A 24,139-nucleotide genomic window follows, 5' to 3' on the forward strand; every position below is an offset into this window, starting at 1 on the left:
ACCAAAAGATATCCATGGTTCCTGAGGAGCCGTCGGAAATACCGCCCCGCTGCAATAGAGTCACCGGAGAACCGGTTTCGCGCGTATTAAGGCGGAGGTCGATCATGCGCATTCCCGCGCACTCGGTGTGCACGGCGATTCGGGACGACATCGTCACCGGCGTCTACGAGCGCGGCAGCCGGCTGACCGAGGAGCAGCTGGCCCGCCGGTACGGAGTCTCCCGCGTCCCGGTCCGCGAGGCGCTGCGCACCCTGGAGTCCGAGGGCTTCGTGATCACCCGCCGTCACGCGGGAGCCCACGTGGCCGAGCCGACCGAGCAGGAGGCGGCGGACCTCCTCGACATGCGGTCGCTGCTGGAGCCGCTCGGTGCGGCCCGCGCCGCCCAACGTCGCACCGAGGCGCACCTCAAGGTGCTGCGCGGCCTGGTCAGACTCGGTCAGGAGCGGGCCAGGCGCGGCCAGGGGGACGATCTGCGCTCGCTGGGCGGCTGGTTCCACGAGACCCTGGCGCAGGCCTCGGGCAGCCCGACGCTCACCGCCCTGCTCACCCAGCTGCGGCACAAGATCGCCTGGATGTACGCGGTCGAGGCCCCCGCCCAGCCCGTCGAGGCCTGGGCGGAGCACGGTGCGATCGTGGACGCGGTGGCACGCGGCGACGCCGAACGGGCCCGCGCCCTGACCGCGCTGCACGCCGAACGCTCCCTGCTGCTGCACCGGCTGAAGCGCCCCGACCGGGACGAGCGGCCGCGGCGCGGAGGGCGCGTGAGGAGTTCGCAACACGTCGTCAACATCGCGAGCGGCCGGAATTAACGAGCGGGCCGTATACAAAGAGCTGGAATTCGACGGGCTTTGTTTGCGCTGCCCCGGCGGAGTTGTGCGGACCGTGCCGTCCCGATGGCAGCGGAATGGTTCGGAAAAGGAAAAAGCCGCACCCGCCGTCATTTCGGCGTGTGCGGCTTCCCGCGAATTCGCCCGGACGTCGATCCGGCCGGAAATCCGTCAGACGGTCTCGGGGAGCTCCTCGAGCCCCTCGGCAACCAGCTTCGCCAGACGGTCGAGCGCGACCTCGGCACCCTCGGCGTCCGAAGCGAGCACGATCTCCTCGCCGCCCTGCGCGCCCAGACCGAGCACCGCGAGCATCGACGCGGCGTTCACCGGGTTGCCATCGGCCTTGGCGATCGTCACGGGGACGCCGGAGGCCGTGGCGGCACGGACGAAGATGGAGGCGGGGCGGGCGTGCAGGCCCTCGGCCCAACCGACGTTGACGCGGCGCTCAGCCATGGTGTTGCCCTTCAAGTCTCAAGCGGGTTGTCTAGACCAGTCTCTCACGGGTTGCGGTGTGCTCGACGCCGACCTTCGGCCCCTGTTCCAGGGCCGATCGGTCCTCCCTACCTTGCATGGTGCACACGTGCCGCGCGACCGGTGCTCGTGTCGTACCCCGGCCGTACGCTTGCCCCATGCAGAGCGCGTCGGAACGGCCGGAACAACCGGAACACGACTACCCCGACCACTGGGAAGCGGACGTGGTCCTCCGCGACGGCGGCACCGCGCGCATCCGCCCCATCACCGCCGACGACGCCGACCGGTTGGTCAGCTTCTACGAGCAGGTCTCGGACGAGTCGAAGTACTACCGGTTCTTCGCTCCCTACCCCCGGCTCTCCGCCAAGGACGTGCACCGCTTCACCCATCACGACTTCGTGGACCGGGTGGGCCTCGCCGCGGCGGTCGGCGACGACTTCATCGCCACCGTCCGGTACGACCGGATCGACGACCGGGGGATGCCCGCCCCCGCGCCCGCCGACGAGGCCGAGGTCGCCTTCCTGGTCCAGGACGCCCACCAGGGGCGCGGCGTGGCCTCCGCGCTGCTCGAACACATCGCGGCGGTGGCGCGCGAGCGGGACATCCGGCGGTTCGCGGCGGAGGTGCTGCCCGCCAACACCAAGATGATCAAGGTCTTCACGGACGCCGGGTACACCCAGAAGCGGAGCTTCGAGGACGGTTCCGTACGGCTCCACCTCGACCTGGAGCCCACCGACCGCTCCCTCGCCGTGCAGCGCGCCCGGGAGCAGCGGGCGGAGGCCCGCTCCGTGCAGCGGCTCCTCACCCCCGGCTCGGTCGCCGTCGTCGGAGCCGGCCGCACCCCGGGCGGGGTCGGCCGGACGGTCCTGCGCAACCTCCTGGAGGGCGGGTTCACCGGACGGACGTACGCGGTGAACCGCGCGCTCCCCGAGGAGACCGGCACGCTCGACGGGGTGCCGGCCTTCCGCTCCGTCGGGGACATCGGCGAACCGGTGGACCTCGCGATCGTGGCCGTACCCGCCGAGCGCGTGCCGGAGGCGGTCGCCGACTGCGGGGAGCACGGGGTGCGGGGCCTCGTCGTGCTCTCGGCCGGGTACGCGGAGACCGGGTCGGGGGAGGGGCGGGACCGGCAGCGGGAACTGGTGCGGCAGGCCCGCTCGTACGGGATGCGGATCATCGGGCCCAACGCGTTCGGGATCATCAACACCTCGGCCGACGCCCGGCTGAACGCCTCGCTCGCGCCGCAGTCGCCGGCCACCGGGCGGATCGGGCTCTTCACCCAGTCCGGCGCGATCGGAATCGCGCTCCTGGCCGGGCTGCACCGGCACGGCGCCGGGATCTCCTCCTTCATCTCCGCGGGCAACCGGGCGGACGTCTCGGGCAACGACTTCCTCCAGTACTGGTACGACGACCCGGAGACGGACGTCGTCCTGCTGTACCTGGAGTCCATCGGGAACCCGCGCAAGTTCACCCGGCTGGCCCGGCGCACGGCGGCGGTGAAGCCCGTCGTCGTGGTCAAGGGCGCGCGCCACAGCGGGAGCGCGCCGCCGGGACACCGGGTGCCGGTCACCCGGATCCCGCACGCCACGGTCTCCGCGCTGCTCCGGCAGGCCGGAGTCATCCGCGTCGACACGGTCACCGAGCTCGTCGACGCGGGACTGCTCCTCGCGGGCCAGCCGCTGCCGACCGGGCCGCGCGTGGCGATCCTCGGCAACTCCGAGTCGCTCGGGCTGCTCACGTACGACGCCTGCCTGACGGAGGGGCTCCGTCCGCTGCGCCCGCTGGACCTGACGACGGGCGCGACCCCCGCGGACTTCCGCGCCGCGCTGGCGGCGGCCCTCGCGGACGACGCGTGCGACGCGGTCGTCGTGACCGCGATCCCCTGGGTCGGCGAGAACGGCGCGGTGGAGTCCGGTGACGGCGAGGTCCTCGCGGCCCAGCTCCGCGAGGCGGTCGCCTCCGCGCCACCGCCGGCGAAGCCGGTGGTCGTCGTCCACGTCGAGATGGGCGGCCTGGCGGAGGCCCTCTCGGCGGCCACCAGCACGAGGCCGCCCGCACGACGCACACCCCGCGACACCCCGGCGGCGGCCCCGGCCCCGGCCCCTGCCCCGAGCTCGCCCATGTCCCAGGCCACCCCGACGGACGCGGCGACCCCGAGCACCACGCCCGGCACCGGACCCGCCTCCTCCACCCCCGCCGCCGGACCCACCTCCACCCCCGCCCCCACCGCCCTCCGCCCCGGCGCGATCCCCGCCTACCCCGCCGCCGAGCGGGCCGTGCGGGCCCTCGCCGAGGCCGTCCGGTACGGGCAGTGGCGGCGGCAGGCCGCCGAGCCCGGGCGGGTGCCCGAGTTCGAGGAGATCGACGAGGCAGAGGCCGCCGCGCAGATCGAGCGCGCGCTCGGCGCCCACGCGAACGCCGAGGGGAACGCGGTCGCGGACGCCCGAGGCGTGACCCTCGGCGTCGAGGCGGCGCGCGAGCTGCTCGGGCGGTACGGCATCGAGGTGCTCCCCACCCTGCCCGCGCCCACCCCCGACGCCGCCGTCCAGGCCGCCGCCCGGCTCGGCTACCCGGTCGCCCTCAAGACGACCGCCCCCCACCTGCGCCACCGCCCCGATCTCGGAGGCGTACGCCTCGACCTCGCCGGTGAGGAACAACTCCGCACCGCGTACGCCGAATTGACCGAGGCCCTCGGCAAGCCCGTCGAGCTGCAGCCGGTCGTCCAGGCGATGGTGCCGCGCGGCGTCGACACCGTCGTGCGCTCGGCCATCGACCCGGCCGTCGGCGCCGTGCTCTCCTTCGGCCTGGCCGGCGCCGCCTCCGAGCTGCTCGGCGACATGTCCCACCGCCTCGTCCCCGCCACCGACCGGGACGTCTCCGAGCTGGTCCGCTCCATCCGCACCGCCCCCCTCCTCTTCGGCTGGCGCGGCTCCGCCCCCGTCGACACCCCCGCCCTCGAGGAGCTGCTGCTGCGCGTCTCGCGGCTCGTCGACGACCATCCCGAGGTCGTCGCGATCGCCCTGGAGCCCGTCGTCGTCGCCCCGCACGGCCTCTCGGTGCTCGGCGCGACGGTCCGGCTCGCCCCGCCACCGCCCCGCACGGACCTCGGCCCGCGCAGTCTTCCGAGCTACTAGGGCCTGCGCGGCGGACAGGCCCTAGGGCAGCCTCGACGAGACGGCCGGACCGTCCCGGAGTGCCCCTTCCGACGGATTAGGATGGAGTCCATGGCGAAGACCGGTACGACGACCCAGGGGCTGCGCGCGGCGATCGAGCGCAGCGGCTATTACCCGGCCCTCGTGGCCGAGGCGGTGGAGGCCGCCGTCGGCGGCGAGCCGATCGCGTCGTACCTCGTGCACCAGGAGACCACCTTCGACTCCAACGAGGTCCGTCGCCACGTCACGGTCCTCGTCCTGACGGCCAACCGTTTCATCGTCAGCCACACCGACGAGCAGGCCGCCGACAGCAGCTCCCCGACCCCGTACGCCACGACCTCCACGGAGTCGGTCAAGCTCGACCGGATCTCCTCCGTCGTCGTCAGCCGGGTCGTCGCCAACCCGGAGTCGTACACCGTCGGCACCCTGCCCCGTGAGGTCGTCCTCACCATCGGCTGGGGCGCCGTCTCGCGGATCGACCTGGAGCCCGCCGCCTGCGGCGACCCCAACTGCGACGCCGACCACGGCTACACCGGCAACGCCACCGCCGACGACCTCAGCCTGCGCGTCAGCGACGCCGGCGACGGACCGGACACCGTCCGCCAGACGCTCGCCTTCGCCCAGGCGCTCTCCGAAGCCACCGCGGCGACCCGCTGATGGTCCAGCCCACGGCAGTCGCTTCCGGCTGGCCGGACGATCCCGTCCCGCTCGATCTCGCCACGGCGCCGATCCCCGAGTACGGCACAGGCTCGCTGGCCGACGTCCTCCCGACGCTCGTCGCCGGTCAGGGCGCCCCGGGGTTCGACGCCCGGATCGCCGAGCTCAGCCCCGCCGACCGGAACTGCCTCTTCCTGATCGACGGGCTCGGCTGGGAGCAGATCAAGGCCCACCCGGACGAGGCCCCGTACCTCACCTCCCTCCTCGGCTCCTCCCGCGGCTCCACGGGACGCCCGATCACCGCCGGCTTCCCCGCCACCACCGCGACCTCGCTCGCCTCGGTCGGTACGGGACGATTCCCCGGCGCGCACGGGCTGCCCGGCTACACCGTGCGCAACCCGGAGACCGGCGAGCTGATGAACCAGCTCCGCTGGAAGCCGTGGACCTCGCCCAGCGTCTGGCAGCCGTACCCCACGGTCTTCCAGCTCGCCCACGAGGCCGGCATCCACACCGCCCAGGTCTCGTCGCCGATCTTCCAGGACACCCCGCTGACCAAGATCGCGCTCAGCGGCGGAATGTTCCACGGCCGGCTCTCCGGCGAGGAGCGGATGGACTTCGCCGCCGAGCAGCTCGCCGGCGGCGACCGCTCGCTGGTGTACACGTACTACAGCGAACTCGACGGGGCCGGACACCGCTTCGGCATCGACTCCGACGCCTGGCGCGGCCAGCTGATGTTCGTGGACCGGCTCGTCCAGCGCCTCGCGGAACAACTGCCGCCCCGCTCGGCCCTGTACGTCACGGCCGACCACGGCATGGTCGACATCCCCTTCGACGACCAGCACCGGATCGACTTCGACGAGGACTGGGAGCTGCGCGCCGGCGTCGCCCTCCTCGGCGGCGAGGGCCGTGCCCGGCACGTCTACGCGGTGCCGGGGGCCGAGGCCGACGTGCTCACGTGCTGGCGGGAGGTGCTCGGCGAGCAGTTCTGGGTGGCGAGCCGCGACGAGGCGATCGAGCTCGGCTGGTTCGGCGACGCGGTCGACGAGCGGGTCCTCGGGCGGATCGGCGACGTCGTCGCCGCGGCCCACGACGACGTCATCATCACCGCATCCGTCAACGAGCCCCACGAGTCGGCGATGGTCGGTGTGCACGGATCGATGACGCCCGCGGAGCAGCTGGTACCGCTCTTCGAAGTCCGCTCCTGACCCGTCCCCGTACGCCCGCACTCCCTCCACCCACCCCGACCTGAAAGGTCCTCGACTTCCCATGCCCGAGCTGGTGTTCTTCTCCGGAACGATGGACTGCGGAAAGAGCACCCTGGCGCTCCAGATCGCCCACAACCGCGATGCGCGGGGCCTGCAGGGTGTGATCTTCACCCGTGACGACCGGGCGGGGGAGGGCAAGCTGTCCTCCCGCCTCGGCCTGGTGACGGAGGCGGTGGAGGCGCCGGAGGGCATGGACCTGTACGCGTACCTGGTCGCCCAGCTCTCCAAGGGCGGCAAGGCGGACTACGTCATCGTGGACGAGGCGCAGTTCCTCGCTCCCACCCAGATCGACCAGTTGGCCCGCATCGTGGACGACCTCGGCCTGGACGTCTTCGCCTTCGGCATCACGACCGACTTCCGCACCAAGCTCTTTCCCGGCTCGCAGCGCCTGATCGAACTGGCGGACCGCCTGGAGCAGCTCCAGGTGGAGGCCCTGTGCTGGTGCGGGGCCCGCGCCACCCACAACGCCCGCACGATAGGGGGCGAGATGGTGGTCGAGGGCGCCCAGGTGGTGGTCGGTGATGTGAACCGTCCGGCCGGGGAGGTCGGTTACGAGGTCCTCTGCCGCCGCCATCACCGCAAGCGCGTGACCTCGGCCACGGCCCACGCGGGCGCCCTCTCCCCGGACGTCCTCCCGGTCAACCACGCCTGACGACCACGTCTGACGACCACGTCTGACGACCATCGCCTGACGACCACGTCTGACGACTCACGCCTGATGGTGGTCCAGCCCTGGGCCGGGAATCGTCGAGTCCGGAAAAGGCCCCCGCCGGACGGCGGGGGTCGATCCGGCGAGGTGCGGGGGAGGCTCCGGTCAGTTCGCCTCGGCGGCGAGCGCTTCGGCCGTGAGCGCCTCGACGGCCGTGGTGGCGAAGCCGTGGTCCTGGTCGGGGGCGCCGCCGCCGACGCCGACGGCGCCGATGAGACGGCCGTCCCGGTGGACCGGCAGGCCGCCGGCGATGAAGAGCAGCGGGCGGTCGAGGGCCGTCGTGAGGCTGTGGAACGGCCCGTCGGGCTTCACCAGGTCGACCAGGTCGGCGGTGGGGGCGTTCAGCTGGAGGGCCGTGTACGCCTTGCGGGTGCTGGTCTCGCCGGAGATCAGCACGGCGCGGTCGTCGCGGCGGAAGGCCAGCAGGTGGCCGCCCGCGTCCAGGACGGTGACGCTGACGGTGACTCCGGCGTCCTCGGCGGCGCGGCGCGCGGCGGAGAGCAGGATCTCGGCGTCCTGAGTGGTCAGCGGGGTGACGGCGGTGGTGGGGGTGCTCATGGTGCTGTCTTCCTTCGTTGGCGGTCGTGCGTAGGGGGTACGGGGGGAGTTACGGGGGTCAGCGCAGCCCGGCCGGTACGGGCTCGGTGGCCCGGGCCTGGTCGGACTCGGACCCGGGCTCGGAGCCGGACCCGGACTCGGAGCCGGCCCTGGACTCGGCGCCGGACCCCGCGGAGGCCGTCCGGCGGCGCCTGTCCAGGAAGGCGGCCAGGAAGGCCAGGAGCAGGGCCGTGCCGGAGAGCAGCGCGCCGACCCAGTTCGGGGCGGTGAAGCCGAGGCCCGCGGCGATGACGACACCGCCGAGCCAGGCGGCCAGGGCGTTGCCGAGGTTGAAGGCGCCGATGTTGGCGGCAGAGGCGAGGGTCGGGGCCTGCTTGGCCTGGTCGAGGACCCACTTCTGCAGCGGCGGCACGGTGGCGAAGCCGAGCGCGCCGATCAGGGTGAGGGTGATCGCGGCGAGCACCTTGTTGTGGGCGGTGGTCGTGAAGACCAGCAGGGTGAGGGACAGGGCGCCGAGCGACACGAACAGCATGGGCATCAGGGCGCGGTCGGCGAACTTCCCGCCGAGAAGGTTGCCGAGGAACATGCCGATGCCGAAGAGGACGAGCAGCCAGGTCACGGCGCCCTCGGTGTAGCCGGCGACCTCGGTCATCATCGGCGTGATGTACGTGATGGCCGCGAAGACACCGCCGTACCCGAGGACGGTCATCGCCATGGCCAGCCAGACCTGCACGTTCTTGAAGGCGGCGAACTCGGTGCGGACGTTCTCCGTCCTGGCCCGGCCCGTCTCGGGGATGAGCCTGGCCACGCCGAGGAAGCCGACCACGCCGAGCGCGGCGACGATGGCGAAGGTGACGCGCCAGCCGGCGGCCTGGCCGATGTAGGTGCCGAGCGGGACGCCGACGATGTTGGCGACGGTCAGGCCCATGAACATCAGGGAGATCGCGGAGGCCTTCTTCTCCGGGGCGACCAGGTCCGCGGCGACGACCGAGCCGATGCCGAAGAACGCGCCGTGGGCGAGCGAGGCCACGATCCGGCCGACCAGCATCATGCCGAAGGACGGGGCGACGGCGGAGATCAGGTTGCCGACGACGAAGAGCCCCATCAGGAAGAGGAGCATCTTCTTCCGGGACACCTTGGTGCCGAGCACCGTCAGGAGCGGGGCGCCGAACACGACACCGAGGGCGTAGCCGGTCACCAGCCAGCCGGCCGTGGGGATGGAGACACCGAAATCGCCTGCGACCTGGGGGAGCACACCCATGATCACGAACTCGGTGGTGCCGATCCCGAAGGCCCCGATGGCCAGGGCCAGGAGCGCGAGAGGCATGGCGAAGCACCTTCCAGAATGTTTGCAGGGGGGTCTTGCGTGCTTCGACAATAGTTGCAGACGCTGGTTAAGTGCAAGCGGAGGGTATTGCGTGGGGTGGCTACCGCCGTGTGCAGTTTTCCCTGTGCGCAGGTCTCCGCAAGGGGTCCCGTCCGCCCGGATCCGGGCGGCCCCGGTCGTCCCGTCCGCCCGGATCGCGGCGGCCCCGGTCGCAACATCTCGTGTTCACCTCCGGTGTGCCGGAAGCCCGCCTGCTGATCGGATTCGAGTCGTCCGGCTCGGCGGTAATGGCCCTCTGCCCGTGACGTGAACGTGAACACCGGGCCTACGCGACCGCGCAGCGCCCGAGAGACCCCGGAGGACGTGTGCCGCCTGCTGCCGAGACCGTGCCCGATCAGGGCGAAGGTGCGCGCACCGAGGGCGAGCGGCCGGGCGCCGCGGAAGGTGCGGGCGGCCACCCCCGCGAGCAGCGGTTCCTCGTGCGGGCCCGGCGCAGCATCCGCGTGCGGGCGGCCGCCGCGGCCGCCCTGCTGACCTTCCTCGTCCTCTGCCTCGCCGGTCTCATCGCCGGCAGCCATCCCTTCGGGCCCACGACCCGCAACACCGTCGACCTCGGCCAGCAGTACCTGCCCTTCCACGCCCACTGGCGGAAGGTCCTCCTCGGCCAGGCCGACGGCGACCTCTTCCTCAACTGGAGCGCGGGCTTCGGCACGAACTTCCTCGGCGACTACGGCACCTACCTGAGCAGCCCGTTCGACCTGCTGGTCGTGGTCTTCCCGGCCGACCGCATCGAACTCGCCCTCTACGTCATCACCGCGGCCAAGATCACCGCCGCCGGCGCCGCCATGGCCGTCCTGCTCCTCCGGCTCCGCCGGGGCCCCTGGCAGGTCGCCGCCGTCCTCGGCGCGGCGTACGCGCTGTGCGGCTGGACCCTCAACTACGGCACCACCGTGCCGATGTGGCTCGACGGGCTGCTCGCCTTCCCCCTTCTCTGCCTGGTGGGGGAGTGGGCCCGCACCGGGCGCCGCCCGGTCCTCGGACCGCTCGTCGTCGCCCTGGCCTGGTACGCCAACTTCTACACCGCGTACATGGCGACCCTCGGCGCCGCCGTCGTCCTGACGGTCCGCCTGCTCACCACCGAAGGACCGGCCCGCCGGCGCCTGGCCGGGCTGCTGCGCGCCTCCCGGTCCGTGCTCCTCGGCATCGCCCTCGCGGCCCCGCTCGTCCTGGTGATCTACCTCGCCACCAAGGTCGCCGACCCGACCCCCGAGGTGACGTTCACCGCCGTCGCCTGGACCGAGGTGTTCGCCCGGCTCCTCCCCGCCACGGCCGGCGTCGCCAGCCCCGCGCTCTTCATCGGCACCCCGGCGCTCGCCCTCGCGCTCACCCTGCCGTTCAACAGCACGGTGGCGGCCCGCACACGCATCGCCTGGACGGCCGCGATCATCCTGGTCACGCTCTCCCTGCAGTGGGGCCCCACCCACCTGCTCTGGCACGCGGGCGCCTCGCCGAACGGCATTCCGTACCGCCAGACCTTCGTGCTCTGCGGGCTGCTGCTGATCGCGGCCTGGCTCTCCACCGCCCGCGGACTGCCCCCGCTGCCCGCCCTCCTCGGTGGCGCGGCCGCCCTCGCCGCCCTCGCCTTCGGCGCCCGGGGCAGCCTGGTCGTCGACCGCTGGACCTACCCGGCCTTCGCCGCCGCCCTGGCCCTCGCGGCGCTCGCCGCCGTGGCCGTCCTGCTCGCCCGGCGGTACGCGGTCGGCGTCAATGTCCTGCCCGCCCTCGCCGTCGTCCTCCTCGTCGTCGCCCAGGTCGGCGAGGCCGCCGTCACGGGCGGCAGGATCGCCGAGCAGTCGCTGGCCCAGGTCCACTGGTCCCCGCGCGTCGGACCCTGGCAGGAGGACATGCGGCGGGCCGTCGCCGAGAACGACGCCTGGCCACGCCACCGTACGGACCCCGGCGAACTGCCGGGTGGCAACGACGTCCTGCTCGTCGGCGGCCAGGGCTCCGAGTACTACTCCAGCCTCACCGCGGAGTCGTACAACCGCACCCTCTCCGCGCTCGGCTTCGGCTTCTGGGCCAAGGGCCGCCACCTGACCACGCTCGACAACCCGGTGACCGACGCGATCTTCTCCATCGGTACCCGGATGCGGTCCCAACCCACCGCGCCCGTGACGGCCGACACCCTCCCCGAGGCGGACATCACCGTCACCGACACGCCCGTGCCGCCGCTCGTGACGGTCCGCCCGGACGTACGGCTGCCCGCGCGCGGGGCCGACTTCGGGGATTCCGCCTTCGCCAACCAGGAGTTGCTGCTCGGATCGAAGGTGTACACCGTGCCGCGGCAGGTCCGGCGCACGGACGGCCCCGGCGGTGTCACCACACTGACGGCCTCCTGCCCGGCAGGCTCCGGCCTCTGGTTCTGGGCGCCCGAACTCCAGGGCAGCGCGGCCCTGTCCGGTGAGCGGCCCGTCTCCTTCTTCGGCGGACTCCCGTCCGTCCAGGGCCCGATGCGGACGCTCGGCACCGTCCCGGCGTCCGGATCCGTACGCGTCGAACTGCGCGGCGACGAGCCGCCGTCCCTGCCGCGGCAGCCCCTCGGCTGCCTGGACCAGGAGCGACTCGCCACCGCCGTACGGGGGTTGACGGCCACCGGCGCCACCGACATACACGTCTCCGGCCACACACTGACCGCCCGACTCCCGGCCGGCAGCACGGGCACCGCCGTCATCGCCGTACCGCGCATCTCCGGCTGGAGCTGCGCCGCCGGAGACGCCGCCCCGGCGCCCGCCCAGCGGTACCTCGGCCTCCTCGCCGTCCCGCTCGACTCCACGACGACCTCGGTCAGTTGCACCTTCCGGCCGCCGGGGCTGCGGGTCGGCGGTGCGATCGGCGCCCTGGCGCTGCTCGCCCTGCTCGCGCTCGGACTCCGGACCCGGTTCGCCCGGAGGGCGACAAGAGTTCACCTGGAGTCCGCGTCGGGCTCGTCCGGCGGGAAATGACGGTGGTTACGCTGCCCGTCCGACCGGCGTTCGCCCATGTGAACGCCGCCGCGAGCGCGCTCGCGCGCCGAGCGACGCTCGCTCGTCCGCCGGCCCGTTCGCCTGCCGGTCCGAGTTCATCTGCTGGTCCGTTCGTCTGCTCTTCTGTTCGTCCGGCTTGAGTGTGGGGATGTCCGAGTGCCCAAGTTGTCCGTCATCGTGCCGTTCCACAACGTCGGGATCTACGCCTCCGACACCATGCGCAGCCTCGCGAGCAACGCGGACCCGGATTTCGAGTTCCTGTTGATCGACGACTGCTCGACGGACGAGACGCCCCACGTCCTGGACCGCCGGCAGAGCCGGATCCCGAACGCCACCGTGATCCGCCACGAGACCAACCTCGGCGTGGCCCAGGCGCGCAACACCGGCCTCGACGCGGCCACCGGCGACTACGTCACCTTCCTCGACGGCGACGACTGGTACGCCCCCGGCCACCTGCGCGCCATGGTCGACGGCATCGAGGCACTCGGCTGCGACTTCGCCCGTACCGACCACGTCCTCTCGACCGGCACCAAGCGCGCCATCCGCTACGCGCCCGCGAAGGAGCGCGAGACGGTGATGGACCCGCGCGACGGCATCGCACCCGCCAGCATGGTCACGATGGTCGACTACCCCTTCGTCCCCTTCGGCATCTACAGCGGCCGGCTCTTCGAGAACGGCGGCTCGCGCTTCGAGACGAAGCTGCGCACCGCAGAGGACAGGCTCTGGATCTGGCGCCTCCACCTGAACGCCACCACCTACGCCTCCCTCAGCATCCACGGGGTCTTCTACCGGCGCGGCGTCACCACCTCGCTCACCCAGATCACCGACAACCGCCAGCTCGACTTCATCCCCTCGTACGACCTCCTCCTGGAGGAGGTCTCCGCGGACCGCGACGCCGACCGCTTCCTGCCGAAGGCCGTGCGCACCTACTGCGCCATGATCGCCTTCCACATGGGCAAGGCCGACCAGTACGAACCGGCCGTGACCAAGCAGCTCAAGCAGAACGTGACGGACGCCCTGCGCCGGATGCCGCAGCAGGTGCTCGACGAGACCCTCGCGACGATGGACACCGCGCGCAGCACCCTGCTCCGCGGCCTGCGCGCCACCGGAAGGACCGCCTGATCATGACCGCGACGCCCGCCCACTCCCGTACGACGACGGCGAAGCCGCGCACCCAGATCTTCGAGGTGTCCACGCTCTACGGCGCCGCCACGCTCGCCGCGGCGATCGACGCCGGTCGGTTCGGCGCCTCCGAGGACGCCCGGCGGATCCTGCTGATCTCCAACAACGCCGCGATCCCGGAGACCGCGCTGCGCCTGGAGACGATGACCGGGTACGACCGGATCGCCACCCGCTTCGACGACGTGATCGACTGGAACGAGGCGATCCAGCCGCACCACCCCGCCACCTGGTCGCCGCGCACGGAGGAGGCCCCGCTCTGGCAGCGGGTGTTCCGCACGGCATGGGACCTGGGCAGCGCCCCGGTCGAGCTGATCGTCGAGTCCATCCAGGTCAACCCCGCCAAGGCGCTCGCCTTCGTCTTCGCCGAGAGCACCGTCCAGGTCTACGCCGACGGCCTGATGAGCTACGGCCCGACGCGCGAGGAGCTGCCGCAGTCGATCGCCTGCCGGATCGGGCGGCTGCTCCACCTCGACCTGGTGCCCGGCCTGCGCCCGCTGCTGCTCTCCGAGTACGGCGTCGAGCCCGAACTCGTCCCCGACGAGGCCTTCCGCGGGGTCCTCGCGGAGATCGCCGAGGCCGCCGAGGGCGACCGGATGGTGACCGAGGCGGTCGAGGCCGAGCCCACCGCCCTCCTCCTCGGCCAGTACCTCGCGGCGCTCGACATCCTCACCGCCGACGAGGAGGAGGAGCTGCACATCCGGATGATGCGCGGAGCCGCGGCGGCCGGACACACGTCGGTGATCTTCAAGCCGCACCCGACCGCGCCCGCCCGCTATTCGACGGCGCTCGACGAGGCCGCCGAGGAGGCCGGCGTACGGCTGACGGTCCTGGACGGCCCGCTGCTCGCCGAGACCTTCTACGAGCGGTGCAGGCCGCGTCTCGTCGTCGGCTGCTTCTCCACCGCGATGGTCACCGCCTCCGTCTACTACGGCGTGCCGATCGCCCGCGTGGGCACCGACACCGTCCTGGAGCGGCTCAAGCCGGTCGAGAACAGCAACCGGGTGCCGCTGACCGTCGTGGACCACATGGTGCCGGACCTGGAGACCGGCACAGGACCGGCCGTCCCCGGCGCGGGCCCGGAGACGCTCACCCCGCTCGTCCGCGCCGTGGGCTTCTGCATGCAGCCCAAGCTCTACCCACTGCTCCGCGACGAGACGGCCCGCTTTCTCGAAACCCACGGGGGCGACGCGGACATGGCGCGCTACTTCGACGTCGAACGTCTCACGAAGCTCGCCCTGCCCGGCGGAGGCCCGGCCCCCCGCAGCGGCGCGTCCCGGCTCCTCCGCCGGAGCCTGACCCGGAGCGGCAGGGGCTGAGGGGCCGGGGGCGGCCTCGGAGGTCGCGTCGTCAGTCGCGGTCGCCCGCCGAGTGGACGATCGTGAAGACCGCCCCCTCCGGGTCCGCCACCTGCGCGATCCGACCCGTCGCGCCCTCCCTCGGCGGCCGCAGGACCTGGCCGCCGAGCTCGGTGACCAGCCGGGCGGCCCCGTCGGTGTCGGCGACCTCGAAGTACGTCATCCAGTGCGCGCCCCGGTCACGGGGGAGCGCGGTGCCGAGGCCGTGCAGGGCCGCCACCGGGCGTCCGTCCAGGTGAAGGGTCAGATAGTCGAAGTCGGCGGAGACGACCGGCTCGGCCTCGTAGCGGAACACCGTCTGGTAGAACTTCGCGACCGCCGACGTCTCGTACGTCAGGAGCTCGTTCCAGACCGGCGTCCCGGGCGGTCCCGCGGTCGCCGTGCCGTGGTGCAGCTCGGCCTGCCAGACGCCGAAGACGGCGCCGACCGGATCCGAGCAGATGACGAGCCGGCCCGCCTCGCCCGCGTCGAGCGGGCCGACGGCGACCGTGCCGCCGCAGCAGCGGATGGTCTCCGCGGCCTCGTCGGCGTCGTCGGTGGCCAGATAGGTGGTCCAGGCGACCGGCAGGTGCCGGTCGGGCGGCAGCTGGCCGATGCCCGCCACTTCCTTGCCGTCGAGCAGGGCGCGGACGTACGGCCCGAGCTGCTGCGGACCGGGGACGAACTCCCAGCCGAAGAGCGCGCCGTAGAACTCCTGCGTCGCGTCAAGTCCATGCACCATCAAGCTCACCCAAGAGGGTGTACCGGGTGTGCGCCGAGTCGCCTCGGTCATCGTCACTCTCTCCTCGGACCATCGTCGTGGCCGTGCGGGGGACCCGGGCGTACGAGCTCGTACGGGCGGGTGGAGCGGGGGCCCTCGGCTTCCGCAGCGGGTTACTGCCCGCCGCACACGTGCCGTACACGCGCCTCGGGGCGCGCCCGTGCACGATGCTCGCACCAACGGGCGCCGTACGTGCCGCGGCCGCGCCGACTTTCCGTCGCCAGGCTGTCCTGGCGGATCGCCCCTGGCGCCTCTCGTTCGGATCAGGCCCTAGGGCGTGTCCGGCGGATCATGGCCGGGGCCGCGACGCCTGGCACGGCCCCTCGCCGCGTTGCCGAAACGCCCCGATAGCTCCGCTATCGAGACGCTCCGGCGCCTTGCGACGGACCGCACCAGACGCCGCGCCCTATCCGACCCTGATCCGCCGGACAGGCCCTAGGGCGTGGTCCGGTCCGGCGCGTGCTGCGCGAGGATGGCACCCATGAAGCCCATCATCTCCGCAAGCGATCTCGCGAGCGACCTGGCCGGGACGCGGCGCCCGGTCCTGCTGGACGTCCGGTGGCAGCTCGGCGGCCCGCCCGGACTGCCCGAGTACGAGGCCGGGCACGTGCCCGGCGCGGTCTACGTCGACCTGGACACGGAGCTGGCCGCTCCGCCCGGCCGCGGCGGCCGGCACCCGCTGCCGGACCTGGAGGTCTTCGGCGCGGCGATGCGCCGGGCGGGTGTCTCCGCGGGCACGCCGGTCGTCGTCCACGACGGCGGGCTCGGCTGGGGTGCCGCCCGCGCCTGGTGGCTGCTGCGCTGGACCGGGCACACGGACGTACGGGTCCTGGACGGGGGCCTCGCGGCCTGGACGGCGGCAGGGCACGAGCTGTCGAAGGAGACCCCCAGCCCGGAGCCGGGCGACTTCACGCCACACCCGAGCGACGTCGGGCTGCTGGACGCGGACGGGGCCGCGGCCCTGGCCCGCTCGGGCCTGCTGCTCGACGCGCGTGCGGCGGAGCGCTACCGGGGCGACGTGGAGCCGATCGACCCGGTCGGCGGCCACATCCCGGGCGCGGTCTCGGCCCCGACGGCGGAGAACGTGGACGAGCAGGGCCGCTTCCTCCCGGCGCGCACCCTCGCGGCCCGCTTCGCCGGCCTCGGCGCCCAGGGGGAGAGCGCGGTCGGCGTCTACTGCGGCTCGGGGGTCTCGGGCGCGCACCAGGTCCTCGCCCTGGCGATCGCGGGCATCCCGTCCGCCCTGTACGCCGGCTCCTGGTCGGAGTGGTCCAACGACTCCGCCCGCCCGGTGGCCAAGGGCGCGGACCCGCAGTAGCCCCGCCGGCCCCGCGTATACGGATGGGGCCCGCACCGATCCCGGTGCGGGCCCCACCCGTATACCTACGTGCGTCAGTCCTGCTTCTTCCGCCGCGTGCCGAAGACGATCTCGTCCCAGCTCGGGACCGCCGCGCGGCGGCCCGGGCGGACGCCGTCCGCTTCGGCCTGACGGTCCGTGGTGCCCGTCAGCCGATCGCGGTGGCCGGAGACCGCGCGGGGCATCAGGACGTCGGCGTAGGCCGAGCCCGCGCCGGCCGAGGCCGCGGGAGCCGGGGGCTCCTCCGCCTCGGGCTCCTCGCCGGGCTCGGTCGATGACGGCTCGGTGTTCCGGTCAGGGACGACCATGTCGCCGCGGAAGCTGGGCACCGCTTCCAGCAGGCTGGTCAGCGAGTCCCGTTCGTCCTCCGGCTCGGGAACCGGAGCCGGACGCTCCATCTGGCGGTCGAGCGCACGGTCCAGCGGCCGGTCGCGCGGCAGCCGGGCGATCCGGGGCACGAACGGGAAGCTCGGCTCCGGCGCTGCGGCGATCGTGTCGTCCGTCTCGCCGATCAGCGCGCGCGCCTCGTCGTCCACGGCCTGGACGAGCCGCCGGGGCGGGTCGTACGTCCAGCTCGCGGTGTGCACCTCGCCGGCGACGCGGTAGACCAGCAGGACTTCCCACGTGCCGTCGTCACGGCGCCAGGAGTCCCACTGCACGGTGTCCTTCTCGGCGCCGCGCAGCAGCAGTCGCTCCTGCACCGCCTCGCCGAGCTGGGGTCCGGTGTTCTCGCCGGGTCGGCGCACGGGCGTCTTGCGGGCCCGCTCGGCCATGAACGCCCGCTCCGCGAGTACGGGGCCCTCGAAGCGCCGTACGCGGTCGACGGGGATCCCGGCGAGCTGGGCGACCTCCTCGGCGGAGGCACCGGCACGTATCCGCGCCTGGATGTCACGGGGGCGGAGGTGGCTCTCCACCTCGATCTCGATCTGACCGAGCCGCGCGCGGTCGTTGCGCACGGCGGCGCGCAGCCGCTCGTCGATCGGAAGCGTGTACTCCGTGCTGTCAGCAGCCTTCAGCACCAGTCGTGTGCCGTCGTTGGAGACGGCCACGACACGCAGTTCGGGCATGGGGACCTCCCGGGTGGTGCCTGCCGACGTCACGTGCGTCGCTGCTTCCGCTAGTCGAGTGTGGCCTGCCCGGGTGCAGCCTGCCACAACCTTGCCGAGTTGCCCGGCGTGTCGGGCATGGATCTTGGATCGCCGTTATGGCACGGTTACCCTTTTACGACGCAGAGTGACTGACCGTCACGCTCCGCAGTGGATAGCCGTGCGGTGCCTCGGCGCCGCCGGTTCGAGTGCCACGTTCGGCCCCCTCCCCGTGACCCGACACCCATGAGGGAGCCCGGACCCGGGGATCGCCACAGTACTCCATTCGGGCCACCTGGGTGGACCGGCACGCCGCCCAACTTCACCGGGGGTACGGGAGTTGAGTCTCCGTGATCTCCGCGCTCGCGTGTCGCTCTTCACAGAAAACCCAGAAGTGGAACTTTTCCCTTCGCCCATTTGTCCCTTGTGGGTATGGAGCAGGAGAAGAACGGTGAGAAGAAGAAGCTCGACCTGAGCGTCGCTCAGGTCTCGGGCTCCGCCATCGCCGCCGTCGTGGCGGCGAAGCTCGCCTCCACGCTCGGTGTGTACGGCACGATCCTGGGCGCCGGTGTGATCAGCGTCATCGCCACCTGCGGCGGCTCGATCTTCCAGCACGTCTTCAAGCGCACGGGGGAGCAGATACGGGAGGTCGCGGTCCACGCCGAGCCGGCGAAGACCCCGGCGGGCCTGACCGCCCCGAACCGCACCCAGGTGCTCACGACCTTCGGCGGGCCCGCAGCGCCCCCGTACGACGAGGAGTTCGGCGAGGCGACCACGCACGGCACGCGCGTCCGGGGCTGGAAGCGATCCGCCGTCGGCGCCGCGCTCGTCTTCCTGGTCGCCATGGGAGGCATCACCACCTACGAACTGATCTCCGATCAGGACTTCAGCGGCACGAAGGGGACCACGACCTTCGGCTCGGTCGTCGGACACGGCGGCGACGCGAAGAACGAGCAGCCGTCCGACGACGCGCCCCACGGGCAGCAGCAACAGCGGCAGCAGGAGAAGGGCGACGACGGCACCCCCTCCGACAACGGGACGCCCGGCACGGGGAAGAGCACCCCCGACCCCACGCCGACCCCCTCGGGTTCCGCGGGCGGCGACCCGACGCCCACGCCGACCCCGCCGCCGACCTCCACACCGACCCCGACGCCCACCGGTTCGACGCCCACGCCGCCTCCGACGAGCACCCCGCCCACCGGCGCGGGCGCCCCGAACACCGGAACGCCCGCCGAGTGACCGGTGGCAGAGTGCCTCGCCGTACGAGCGGCGGAACGGTCTCCGTACGAGCAGCCGAGTGACCGTCAGTCGCCCAGCACGCGGCGCAGATAGTCGTTGGCGAACAGCCGGTCGGGGTCGAGCCGGTCGCGCAGCTCCGTGAACTCGGCGAAGCGCGGGTAGACCTCGGAGAAGTACGCCGCGTCCCGGGTGTGCACCTTGCCCCAGTGCGGCCGGCCGCCGTGCGCGGTCATGATGCGCTCCACCGCGGTGAAGTACGCGCGGTGGGGCGTGCCCTTGTAGAGGTGCACCGCGATGTACGCGGTCTCCCGCCCCGAGGCCGTCGAGAGCGCGATGTCGTCCGCGGGCGCCGTCCGTACCTCCACCGGGAAGCTCACCTTCAGCGGCGAACGCTCGACCATCGCCTTCACCTCGCGCAGTGCCGCGACGGCCGCCTCGCGCGGAAGGGCGTACTCCATCTCCAGGAAGCGCACCCGGCGGGGCGAGGTGAAGACCTTGTACGGGATGTCGGTGTACGTACGGGCCGACAGGGCGCGGCTGGAGACCTTGGCGATCGACGGGATCACCGGCGGGACCGCGCGGCCGACGGAGCAGGCGAGCTGGAAGACGCCGTTCGAGAGCAACTCGTCGTCGATCCAGGCGCTGACCCGACCGGGCGGGGCGGCGGGGCCCGCGCTGCGGTTGTTCCGCTTGGTGTTGCAGTTGTCCGTGTGGGGGAACCAGTAGAACTCGAAGTGCTCGTTCTCCGCGTGCAGTGCGTCGAACTCCGAGGTGACCCGGTCGAAGGTCATCGGCTCCTCGCGCGCGGTGAGCAGGAAGACCGGCTCCACGGCGAAGGTGATCGCCGTGACCACGCCCAGCGCGCCGAGCCCGATCCGGGCGGCCGCGAAGAGCTCCGGATTCTCCTTCCGCGAACAGGTCAACAGCCGCCCGTCCGCCGTGACCAGCTCCAGCTCCCGGATCTGCGCGGCTATCGAGGCGGAGTCGCGTCCGGTGCCGTGCGTCCCGGTGGAGGTGGCCCCGGCGACCGTCTGCTCCATGATGTCGCCCATGTTCGTGAGCGACAGGCCCTCCCGGGCCAGCGCCACGTTGAGCCGCTTGAGCGGAGTGCCGGACTCGACGGTCACGGTCATCTCCTCGCGGTCGATCCGCCGGATGCCCGTCAGCAGGTCCGGGCGGATCAGCACGCCGTCCGTGGCGGCGATCGAGGTGAAGGAGTGGCCGGTTCCGACCGTCTTCACCCGCAGCCCGTCCTCGGCGGCCGTCCTGATGACGTCGGCCAGCTCCTCGACCGAAGCCGGGCGCACCTCCCGCGCGGGACGGGAGGTGACGTTCCCGGCCCAGTTACGCCACGGGCTGCTCGCCGCCCTCGTGCTCGTCCACCGCTCCGTCTGCCCGCTCACGCTGCCCCTCCCGCGTCGGCACCGGCTTGCCCAGCCGGCGATACCCCAGGAGACCCACCGCGACCGCGAGCGCGCCCGAGACGACGGGCACCACGTACCCCGCCTCCGCACCCGAGGCGTCGACCACCCAGCCGGCGGCCGAGGAGCCGAGCGCCACGCCGACGGCGAGCCCGGTCCCTGTCCAGGTCATGCCCTCGGTCAGTTTGGTGCGCGGTACGTGCGCTTCGACGAGGGCCATCGTGGTCACCATCGTCGGTGCGATGGAGAGGCCCGCGACAAAGAGCGCCACGGCCAGCAACGGCAGGTTCCCGGCCAGTAGGAGGGGGATCATACTCACGGCCATCGCGCAGACGCCCAGCAGCCACCTGCGGGACGGATCCCCCTTGAGGTGCAGCAGCCCGAACACGGCGCCGGCCAGGCAGGAGCCCAGCGCGTAGACCGCGAGGACCAGGCTGGCGGCGGCCTTGTGACCCTGCTCCTCCGCGAAGGCGACCGTGACCACGTCGATCGAGCCGAAGATCGCGCCGGTGGCGACGAAGGCGAGCGTGAGGACCTGCAGGCCGGGGGAGCGCAGCGCCGAACCGCCCGAGTGGCCGTCGTGCGGGTGCGGCTCGGGCTCGGTGGCGCGCAGCGAGGTCAGCCAGAAGACGCCGACGGCCAGGAAGACGGCGGCGAAGAGCGGGCCCGCCTCGGGGAACCAGATCGTCGACAGACCGATGGAGATGATCGGACCGAAGATGAAGCAGACCTCGTCGACGATCGACTCCCAGGAGTACGCGGTGTGCAGCCGACGCGCCTCCCCCCGGTAGATGGCCGCCCAGCGGGCGCGGGTCATCGCGCCGAGGCTCGGCACGCAGCCGATCACGGCGGTGAAGACGAACAGCGTCCAGTCCGGGGCCTTCTGCTGCACGCAGAGCAGCAGCCCGGCCGCCGCGACGAGCGAGACGAGGGTGACCGGGCGCAGCACCCGGCGCTGGCCGTACCGGTCGACCATGCGCGAGACCTGCGGGCCGAGGACGGCCGCCGACATGGCCATGGTCGCGGAGAGCGCGCCCGCGAGGCCGTACCGCCCGGTGACCTGGGAGATCATCGTGACGATGCCGATGCCCATCATGGACAGCGGCATCCGGCCGATGAAACCGGCGACCGAGAACGATCTGGTGCCGGGCGCCGCGAAGATCGCGCGGTAGGGACTGGGCAAGGGGATCTCCGGCATCAGCGTCAACACGTGTAATTAATAGCTAAAGCCTACGGTGTTGAACTGGATGTCGCAGCCACTTTTTCGGTCGGGCGGCCGTCGACCGTCAGTGGCGGGTGGGAGGATCGGTGCCATGTCCGATCAGCACGATCCCGCCCCGTACGACGCCCTTCTGCTGCTCTCCTTCGGCGGCCCCGAGGGCCCGGACGACGTCGTCCCGTTCCTCGAGAACGTCACCCGCGGCCGAGGCATTCCCAAGGAGCGGCTCAAGGAAGTGGGGCAGCACTACTTCCTCTTCGGTGGCGTCAGCCCGATCAACGACCAGAACCGCGCGCTGCTCGACGCGCTGCGCGAGGACTTCGCGCGCGCCGGCCTCGACCTGCCGGTCTACTGGGGAAACCGGAACTGGGCGCCGTACCTCACCGACACCCTCCGGGAGATGGTCACTGACGGCCGGCGCCACATCGCCGTCCTCACGACCAGCGCGTACGCCTCGTACTCCGGCTGCCGGCAGTACCGCGAGAACCTCGCCGACGCGCTCTCGGAGCTGGAGGCAGAGGGGCTCCCGCTGCCCCGGGTCGACAAGCTCCGGCACTACTTCAACCACCCCGGCTTCGTCCGACCCATGGTCGAGGGCGTCCTGGCCTCCCTCGCCGAGCTGGACGAGTCCGTCCGGGCCGAGGCCCACCTCGCCTTCACCACCCACTCCATCCCCGACTCGGCCGCCGACTCCTCCGGCCCCGTCGAGGACCACGGCGAGGGCGGCGCCTACGTCCGGCAGCACCTGGACGTGGCCCGGGTGATCGTGGACGCCGTCCGCGAGGAGACCGGCGTCGCCCACCCCTGGAAGCTCGTCTACCAGTCCCGCAGCGGCGCCCCGCACATCCCGTGGCTGGAGCCGGACATCTGTGATCACCTGGAGGAGCTGCACGACGGCGGCGCCCCGGCCGCGGTGATGGTCCCCATCGGCTTCGTCTCGGACCACATGGAGGTCCTCTACGACCTCGACACCGAGGCCACCGCCAAGGCCGCAGAGCTGGGCCTCCCGGTGCGGCGCTCGGCGACCGTCGGGTCCGACCCCCGGTTCGCCGCGGCCGTACGGGACCTCGTCCTGGAGCGCGCTGCGGGCGAGCGCGGCGCCCGCGTCGAGCGCTGCGCCCTCGGCACCCTCGGTGCCTCCCACGACCTCTGCCCGATCGGCTGCTGCCCCGCACGGGCGGAGCGGCCCGCGGCGGCCGGCGCCGACAGTTCGTACGCCTGAGGAGCCCTGGTGACCCAGCCCGAGAACCCCGCACAGCCCGACCCCGCACAGACCGACCCCGCCTCTGCTTCGACCGACCCTCTGGCGGCCGAACTGCTCGGCCTCGCCCTGGAGGCGGGGCGCCGGGCCGGCGCGCTGCTGCGCGACGGCAGGCCGGACGACCTGACGGTCGCCAAGACCAAGTCCAGCCCCATCGACGTCGTCACGGAGATGGACATCGCCGCCGAGAAGCTGATCACCGGCTTCCTCGCCGAGCACCGGCCGGACGACGGCTTCCTCGGCGAGGAGGGCGCCGCCAGCCCCGGCACCAGCGGCATCCGCTGGGTCATCGACCCCCTCGACGGGACGGTGAACTACCTCTACGGGCTGCCGACGTGGGCCGTCTCCATCGCGGCCGAGCGCGACGGCGAGACGGTCGTCGGCGTGGTCGTGGCGCCGATGCGGAACGAGACGTACCGGGCGGTGCTCGGCGGCGGCGCGTACGTGGACACGGCAGACGGTGAGCGCCGCCTCGCGGTCCGCCCCGCGCCCCCGATGGACCAGGCACTGATCTCCACCGGCTTCGCCTACGTCCAGACCCGCCGCGCCCACCAGGCCGACGTCGCCCAGCGGATGATCCCCCGCCTGCGCGACATCCGGCGCGGTGGTTCGGCCGCCATCGACCTCTGCGACGTCGCCGCCGGACGGCTCGACGGCTACTACGAGCGGGGCCTCAACCCCTGGGACCTCGCTGCCGGAGACCTGATCGCCCGCGAGGCGGGCGCCCTGACGGGTGGACGCCCCGGTGAGCGTCCGTCGGGCGAGCTGACCGTCGCGGCCCCGCCCGGCGTCTTCGAGCCCCTCCAGGGACTGCTGGAAGAGCTCGGAGCCTGGCACGACTGAGCGCACCCGGCCATGCGCTCGCGGCCATGTGCCCCGGGCCAGGCGCTCCCGGATACGCGAAGAGGCCCCGGTGTCGTCGACACCGGGGCCTCTCCTGCGAGGTCAGACGCTGGCCGCGCCGACCTCCACGCCGTGCTCGGCGGCCAGGCGGTGCAGGTCGTCGAGCTCGGCCTGCTCGACCTCCGCGAGGAAGTCGTCGCCCGTCTCGCGTGCCCGTGTGAGGTCGGTCTGCGCGGTCCTTATGCGCTGCAGCAGTCCTGCGGTGAAAGCGTCCATGGTGCGCCCCCTCGTCATGGGTCGATGGCACGGGGGTGTGCCGAGGGTGGGTGGATCACACGCTGCAACCTCTGGGGGACAGAGCGGCCTGTGGCGGCCATGTACGCGTGCCACAAAGCAGGGCGTGATCACGGGGTGTGCAGACGTCCTCC

General features: G+C 72.6%; 20 protein-coding genes. 12 read left to right on the forward strand and 8 right to left on the reverse strand.

Features of this window, described 5'->3' with window-relative positions:
* The first annotated feature begins 104 nt into the window (after window positions 1–104).
* A complete protein-coding gene (locus ACGFYP_RS31925; RefSeq protein ID WP_393501069.1) occupies window positions 105–809 on the forward strand; it encodes a GntR family transcriptional regulator in 705 nt (234 codons plus the stop codon).
* A gap of 189 nt (window positions 810–998) precedes the next feature.
* Here the strand turns inward: ACGFYP_RS31925 and ACGFYP_RS31930 are convergent, their stop codons facing one another.
* Window positions 999–1,280: an HPr family phosphocarrier protein gene (locus ACGFYP_RS31930; RefSeq protein ID WP_361767649.1), complete on the reverse strand. Its 282-nt coding sequence runs from the start codon at window positions 1,278–1,280 to the stop codon at window positions 999–1,001.
* Between the two features lie 176 nt (window positions 1,281–1,456).
* Here ACGFYP_RS31930 and ACGFYP_RS31935 point away from each other — a divergent pair, with 176 nt between their 5' ends.
* From ACGFYP_RS31935 to ACGFYP_RS31950, 4 genes are all read left to right on the forward strand, one after another.
* On the forward strand, window positions 1,457–4,432 hold the full coding sequence (locus ACGFYP_RS31935) for a GNAT family N-acetyltransferase (protein WP_393501074.1): 2,976 nt from the start codon (window positions 1,457–1,459) through the stop codon (window positions 4,430–4,432).
* Window positions 4,433–4,522: 90 nt separating this feature from the next.
* Window positions 4,523–5,107: a DUF5998 family protein gene (locus ACGFYP_RS31940; RefSeq protein ID WP_361967415.1), complete on the forward strand. Its 585-nt coding sequence runs from the start codon at window positions 4,523–4,525 to the stop codon at window positions 5,105–5,107.
* Window positions 5,107–6,312, forward strand: coding sequence for an alkaline phosphatase family protein (locus ACGFYP_RS31945; RefSeq protein ID WP_393501078.1), 1,206 nt, complete (start codon window positions 5,107–5,109; stop codon window positions 6,310–6,312). Before ACGFYP_RS31940 ends, ACGFYP_RS31945 begins: the two co-directional genes overlap by 1 nt.
* A 61-nt stretch (window positions 6,313–6,373) precedes the next feature.
* Complete coding sequence (locus ACGFYP_RS31950) at window positions 6,374–7,024, forward strand: thymidine kinase (RefSeq protein WP_393501081.1); 651 nt, start codon at window positions 6,374–6,376, stop codon at window positions 7,022–7,024.
* Between the two features lie 162 nt (window positions 7,025–7,186).
* Here the strand turns inward: ACGFYP_RS31950 and ACGFYP_RS31955 are convergent, their stop codons facing one another.
* Together ACGFYP_RS31955 and ACGFYP_RS31960 are read right to left on the reverse strand one after the other, a co-directional pair.
* On the reverse strand, window positions 7,187–7,639 hold the full coding sequence (locus tag ACGFYP_RS31955) for a heme-binding protein (RefSeq protein WP_393501084.1): 453 nt from the start codon (window positions 7,637–7,639) through the stop codon (window positions 7,187–7,189).
* A gap of 58 nt (window positions 7,640–7,697) precedes the next feature.
* Complete coding sequence (locus ACGFYP_RS31960) at window positions 7,698–8,966, reverse strand: MFS transporter (protein WP_393501087.1); 1,269 nt, start codon at window positions 8,964–8,966, stop codon at window positions 7,698–7,700.
* 365 nt (window positions 8,967–9,331) lie between these two features.
* Here ACGFYP_RS31960 and ACGFYP_RS31965 point away from each other — a divergent pair, with 365 nt between their 5' ends.
* The 3 genes from ACGFYP_RS31965 (at window position 9,332) to ACGFYP_RS31975 (ending at window position 14,487) form a co-directional block, all read left to right on the forward strand.
* Window positions 9,332–11,968 (forward strand): YfhO family protein, encoded by a 2,637-nt coding sequence (locus tag ACGFYP_RS31965; RefSeq protein WP_393501090.1) that lies wholly within the window; start codon window positions 9,332–9,334, stop codon window positions 11,966–11,968.
* Window positions 11,969–12,145: 177 nt separating this feature from the next.
* A complete protein-coding gene (locus ACGFYP_RS31970; RefSeq protein WP_393501093.1) occupies window positions 12,146–13,111 on the forward strand; it encodes a glycosyltransferase family 2 protein in 966 nt (321 codons plus the stop codon).
* 2 nt (window positions 13,112–13,113) lie between these two features.
* Window positions 13,114–14,487, forward strand: a complete 1,374-nt coding sequence (locus ACGFYP_RS31975; protein WP_393501096.1) for a polysialyltransferase family glycosyltransferase — start codon at window positions 13,114–13,116, stop codon at window positions 14,485–14,487.
* Window positions 14,488–14,518: 31 nt separating this feature from the next.
* On the opposite strand, the gene ACGFYP_RS31980 is transcribed toward ACGFYP_RS31975, so the two are convergent.
* On the reverse strand, window positions 14,519–15,298 hold the full coding sequence (locus tag ACGFYP_RS31980; RefSeq protein ID WP_393501099.1) for a VOC family protein: 780 nt from the start codon (window positions 15,296–15,298) through the stop codon (window positions 14,519–14,521).
* A gap of 469 nt (window positions 15,299–15,767) precedes the next feature.
* Here ACGFYP_RS31980 and ACGFYP_RS31985 point away from each other — a divergent pair, with 469 nt between their 5' ends.
* Entirely contained in the window at window positions 15,768–16,604 is an 837-nt protein-coding gene (locus ACGFYP_RS31985; protein ID WP_393501102.1) for a sulfurtransferase, read from the forward strand.
* A gap of 74 nt (window positions 16,605–16,678) precedes the next feature.
* Here ACGFYP_RS31985 and sepH read toward each other — a convergent pair whose 3' ends face one another.
* Window positions 16,679–17,743 (reverse strand): septation protein SepH, encoded by a 1,065-nt coding sequence (sepH, locus tag ACGFYP_RS31990; protein WP_361967387.1) that lies wholly within the window; start codon window positions 17,741–17,743, stop codon window positions 16,679–16,681.
* 417 nt (window positions 17,744–18,160) lie between these two features.
* Here sepH and ACGFYP_RS31995 point away from each other — a divergent pair, with 417 nt between their 5' ends.
* Window positions 18,161–18,967: a hypothetical protein gene (locus ACGFYP_RS31995; RefSeq protein WP_393501106.1), complete on the forward strand. Its 807-nt coding sequence runs from the start codon at window positions 18,161–18,163 to the stop codon at window positions 18,965–18,967.
* Window positions 18,968–19,032: 65 nt separating this feature from the next.
* On the opposite strand, the gene ACGFYP_RS32000 is transcribed toward ACGFYP_RS31995, so the two are convergent.
* On the reverse strand, window positions 19,033–20,370 hold the full coding sequence (locus ACGFYP_RS32000; protein ID WP_393501109.1) for a D-arabinono-1,4-lactone oxidase: 1,338 nt from the start codon (window positions 20,368–20,370) through the stop codon (window positions 19,033–19,035).
* Complete coding sequence (locus ACGFYP_RS32005; protein WP_361967381.1) at window positions 20,312–21,571, reverse strand: MFS transporter; 1,260 nt, start codon at window positions 21,569–21,571, stop codon at window positions 20,312–20,314. Before ACGFYP_RS32005 ends, ACGFYP_RS32000 begins: the two co-directional genes overlap by 59 nt.
* A 130-nt stretch (window positions 21,572–21,701) precedes the next feature.
* Here ACGFYP_RS32005 and ACGFYP_RS32010 point away from each other — a divergent pair, with 130 nt between their 5' ends.
* Both ACGFYP_RS32010 and ACGFYP_RS32015 read left to right on the forward strand, forming a co-directional pair.
* Window positions 21,702–22,829, forward strand: coding sequence for a ferrochelatase (locus ACGFYP_RS32010; RefSeq protein ID WP_393501113.1), 1,128 nt, complete (start codon window positions 21,702–21,704; stop codon window positions 22,827–22,829).
* A gap of 81 nt (window positions 22,830–22,910) precedes the next feature.
* Window positions 22,911–23,711 (forward strand): inositol monophosphatase family protein, encoded by an 801-nt coding sequence (locus ACGFYP_RS32015; RefSeq protein ID WP_393501155.1) that lies wholly within the window; start codon window positions 22,911–22,913, stop codon window positions 23,709–23,711.
* A gap of 102 nt (window positions 23,712–23,813) precedes the next feature.
* On the opposite strand, the gene ACGFYP_RS32020 is transcribed toward ACGFYP_RS32015, so the two are convergent.
* Window positions 23,814–23,987: a hypothetical protein gene (locus ACGFYP_RS32020; protein WP_361967377.1), complete on the reverse strand. Its 174-nt coding sequence runs from the start codon at window positions 23,985–23,987 to the stop codon at window positions 23,814–23,816.
* Between the last annotated feature and the right edge of the window lie 152 nt (window positions 23,988–24,139).

It is taken from the genome of Streptomyces sp. NPDC048370 (genome assembly GCF_043200825.1).
Taxonomy (GTDB): Bacteria; Actinomycetota; Actinomycetes; order Streptomycetales; family Streptomycetaceae; genus Streptomyces.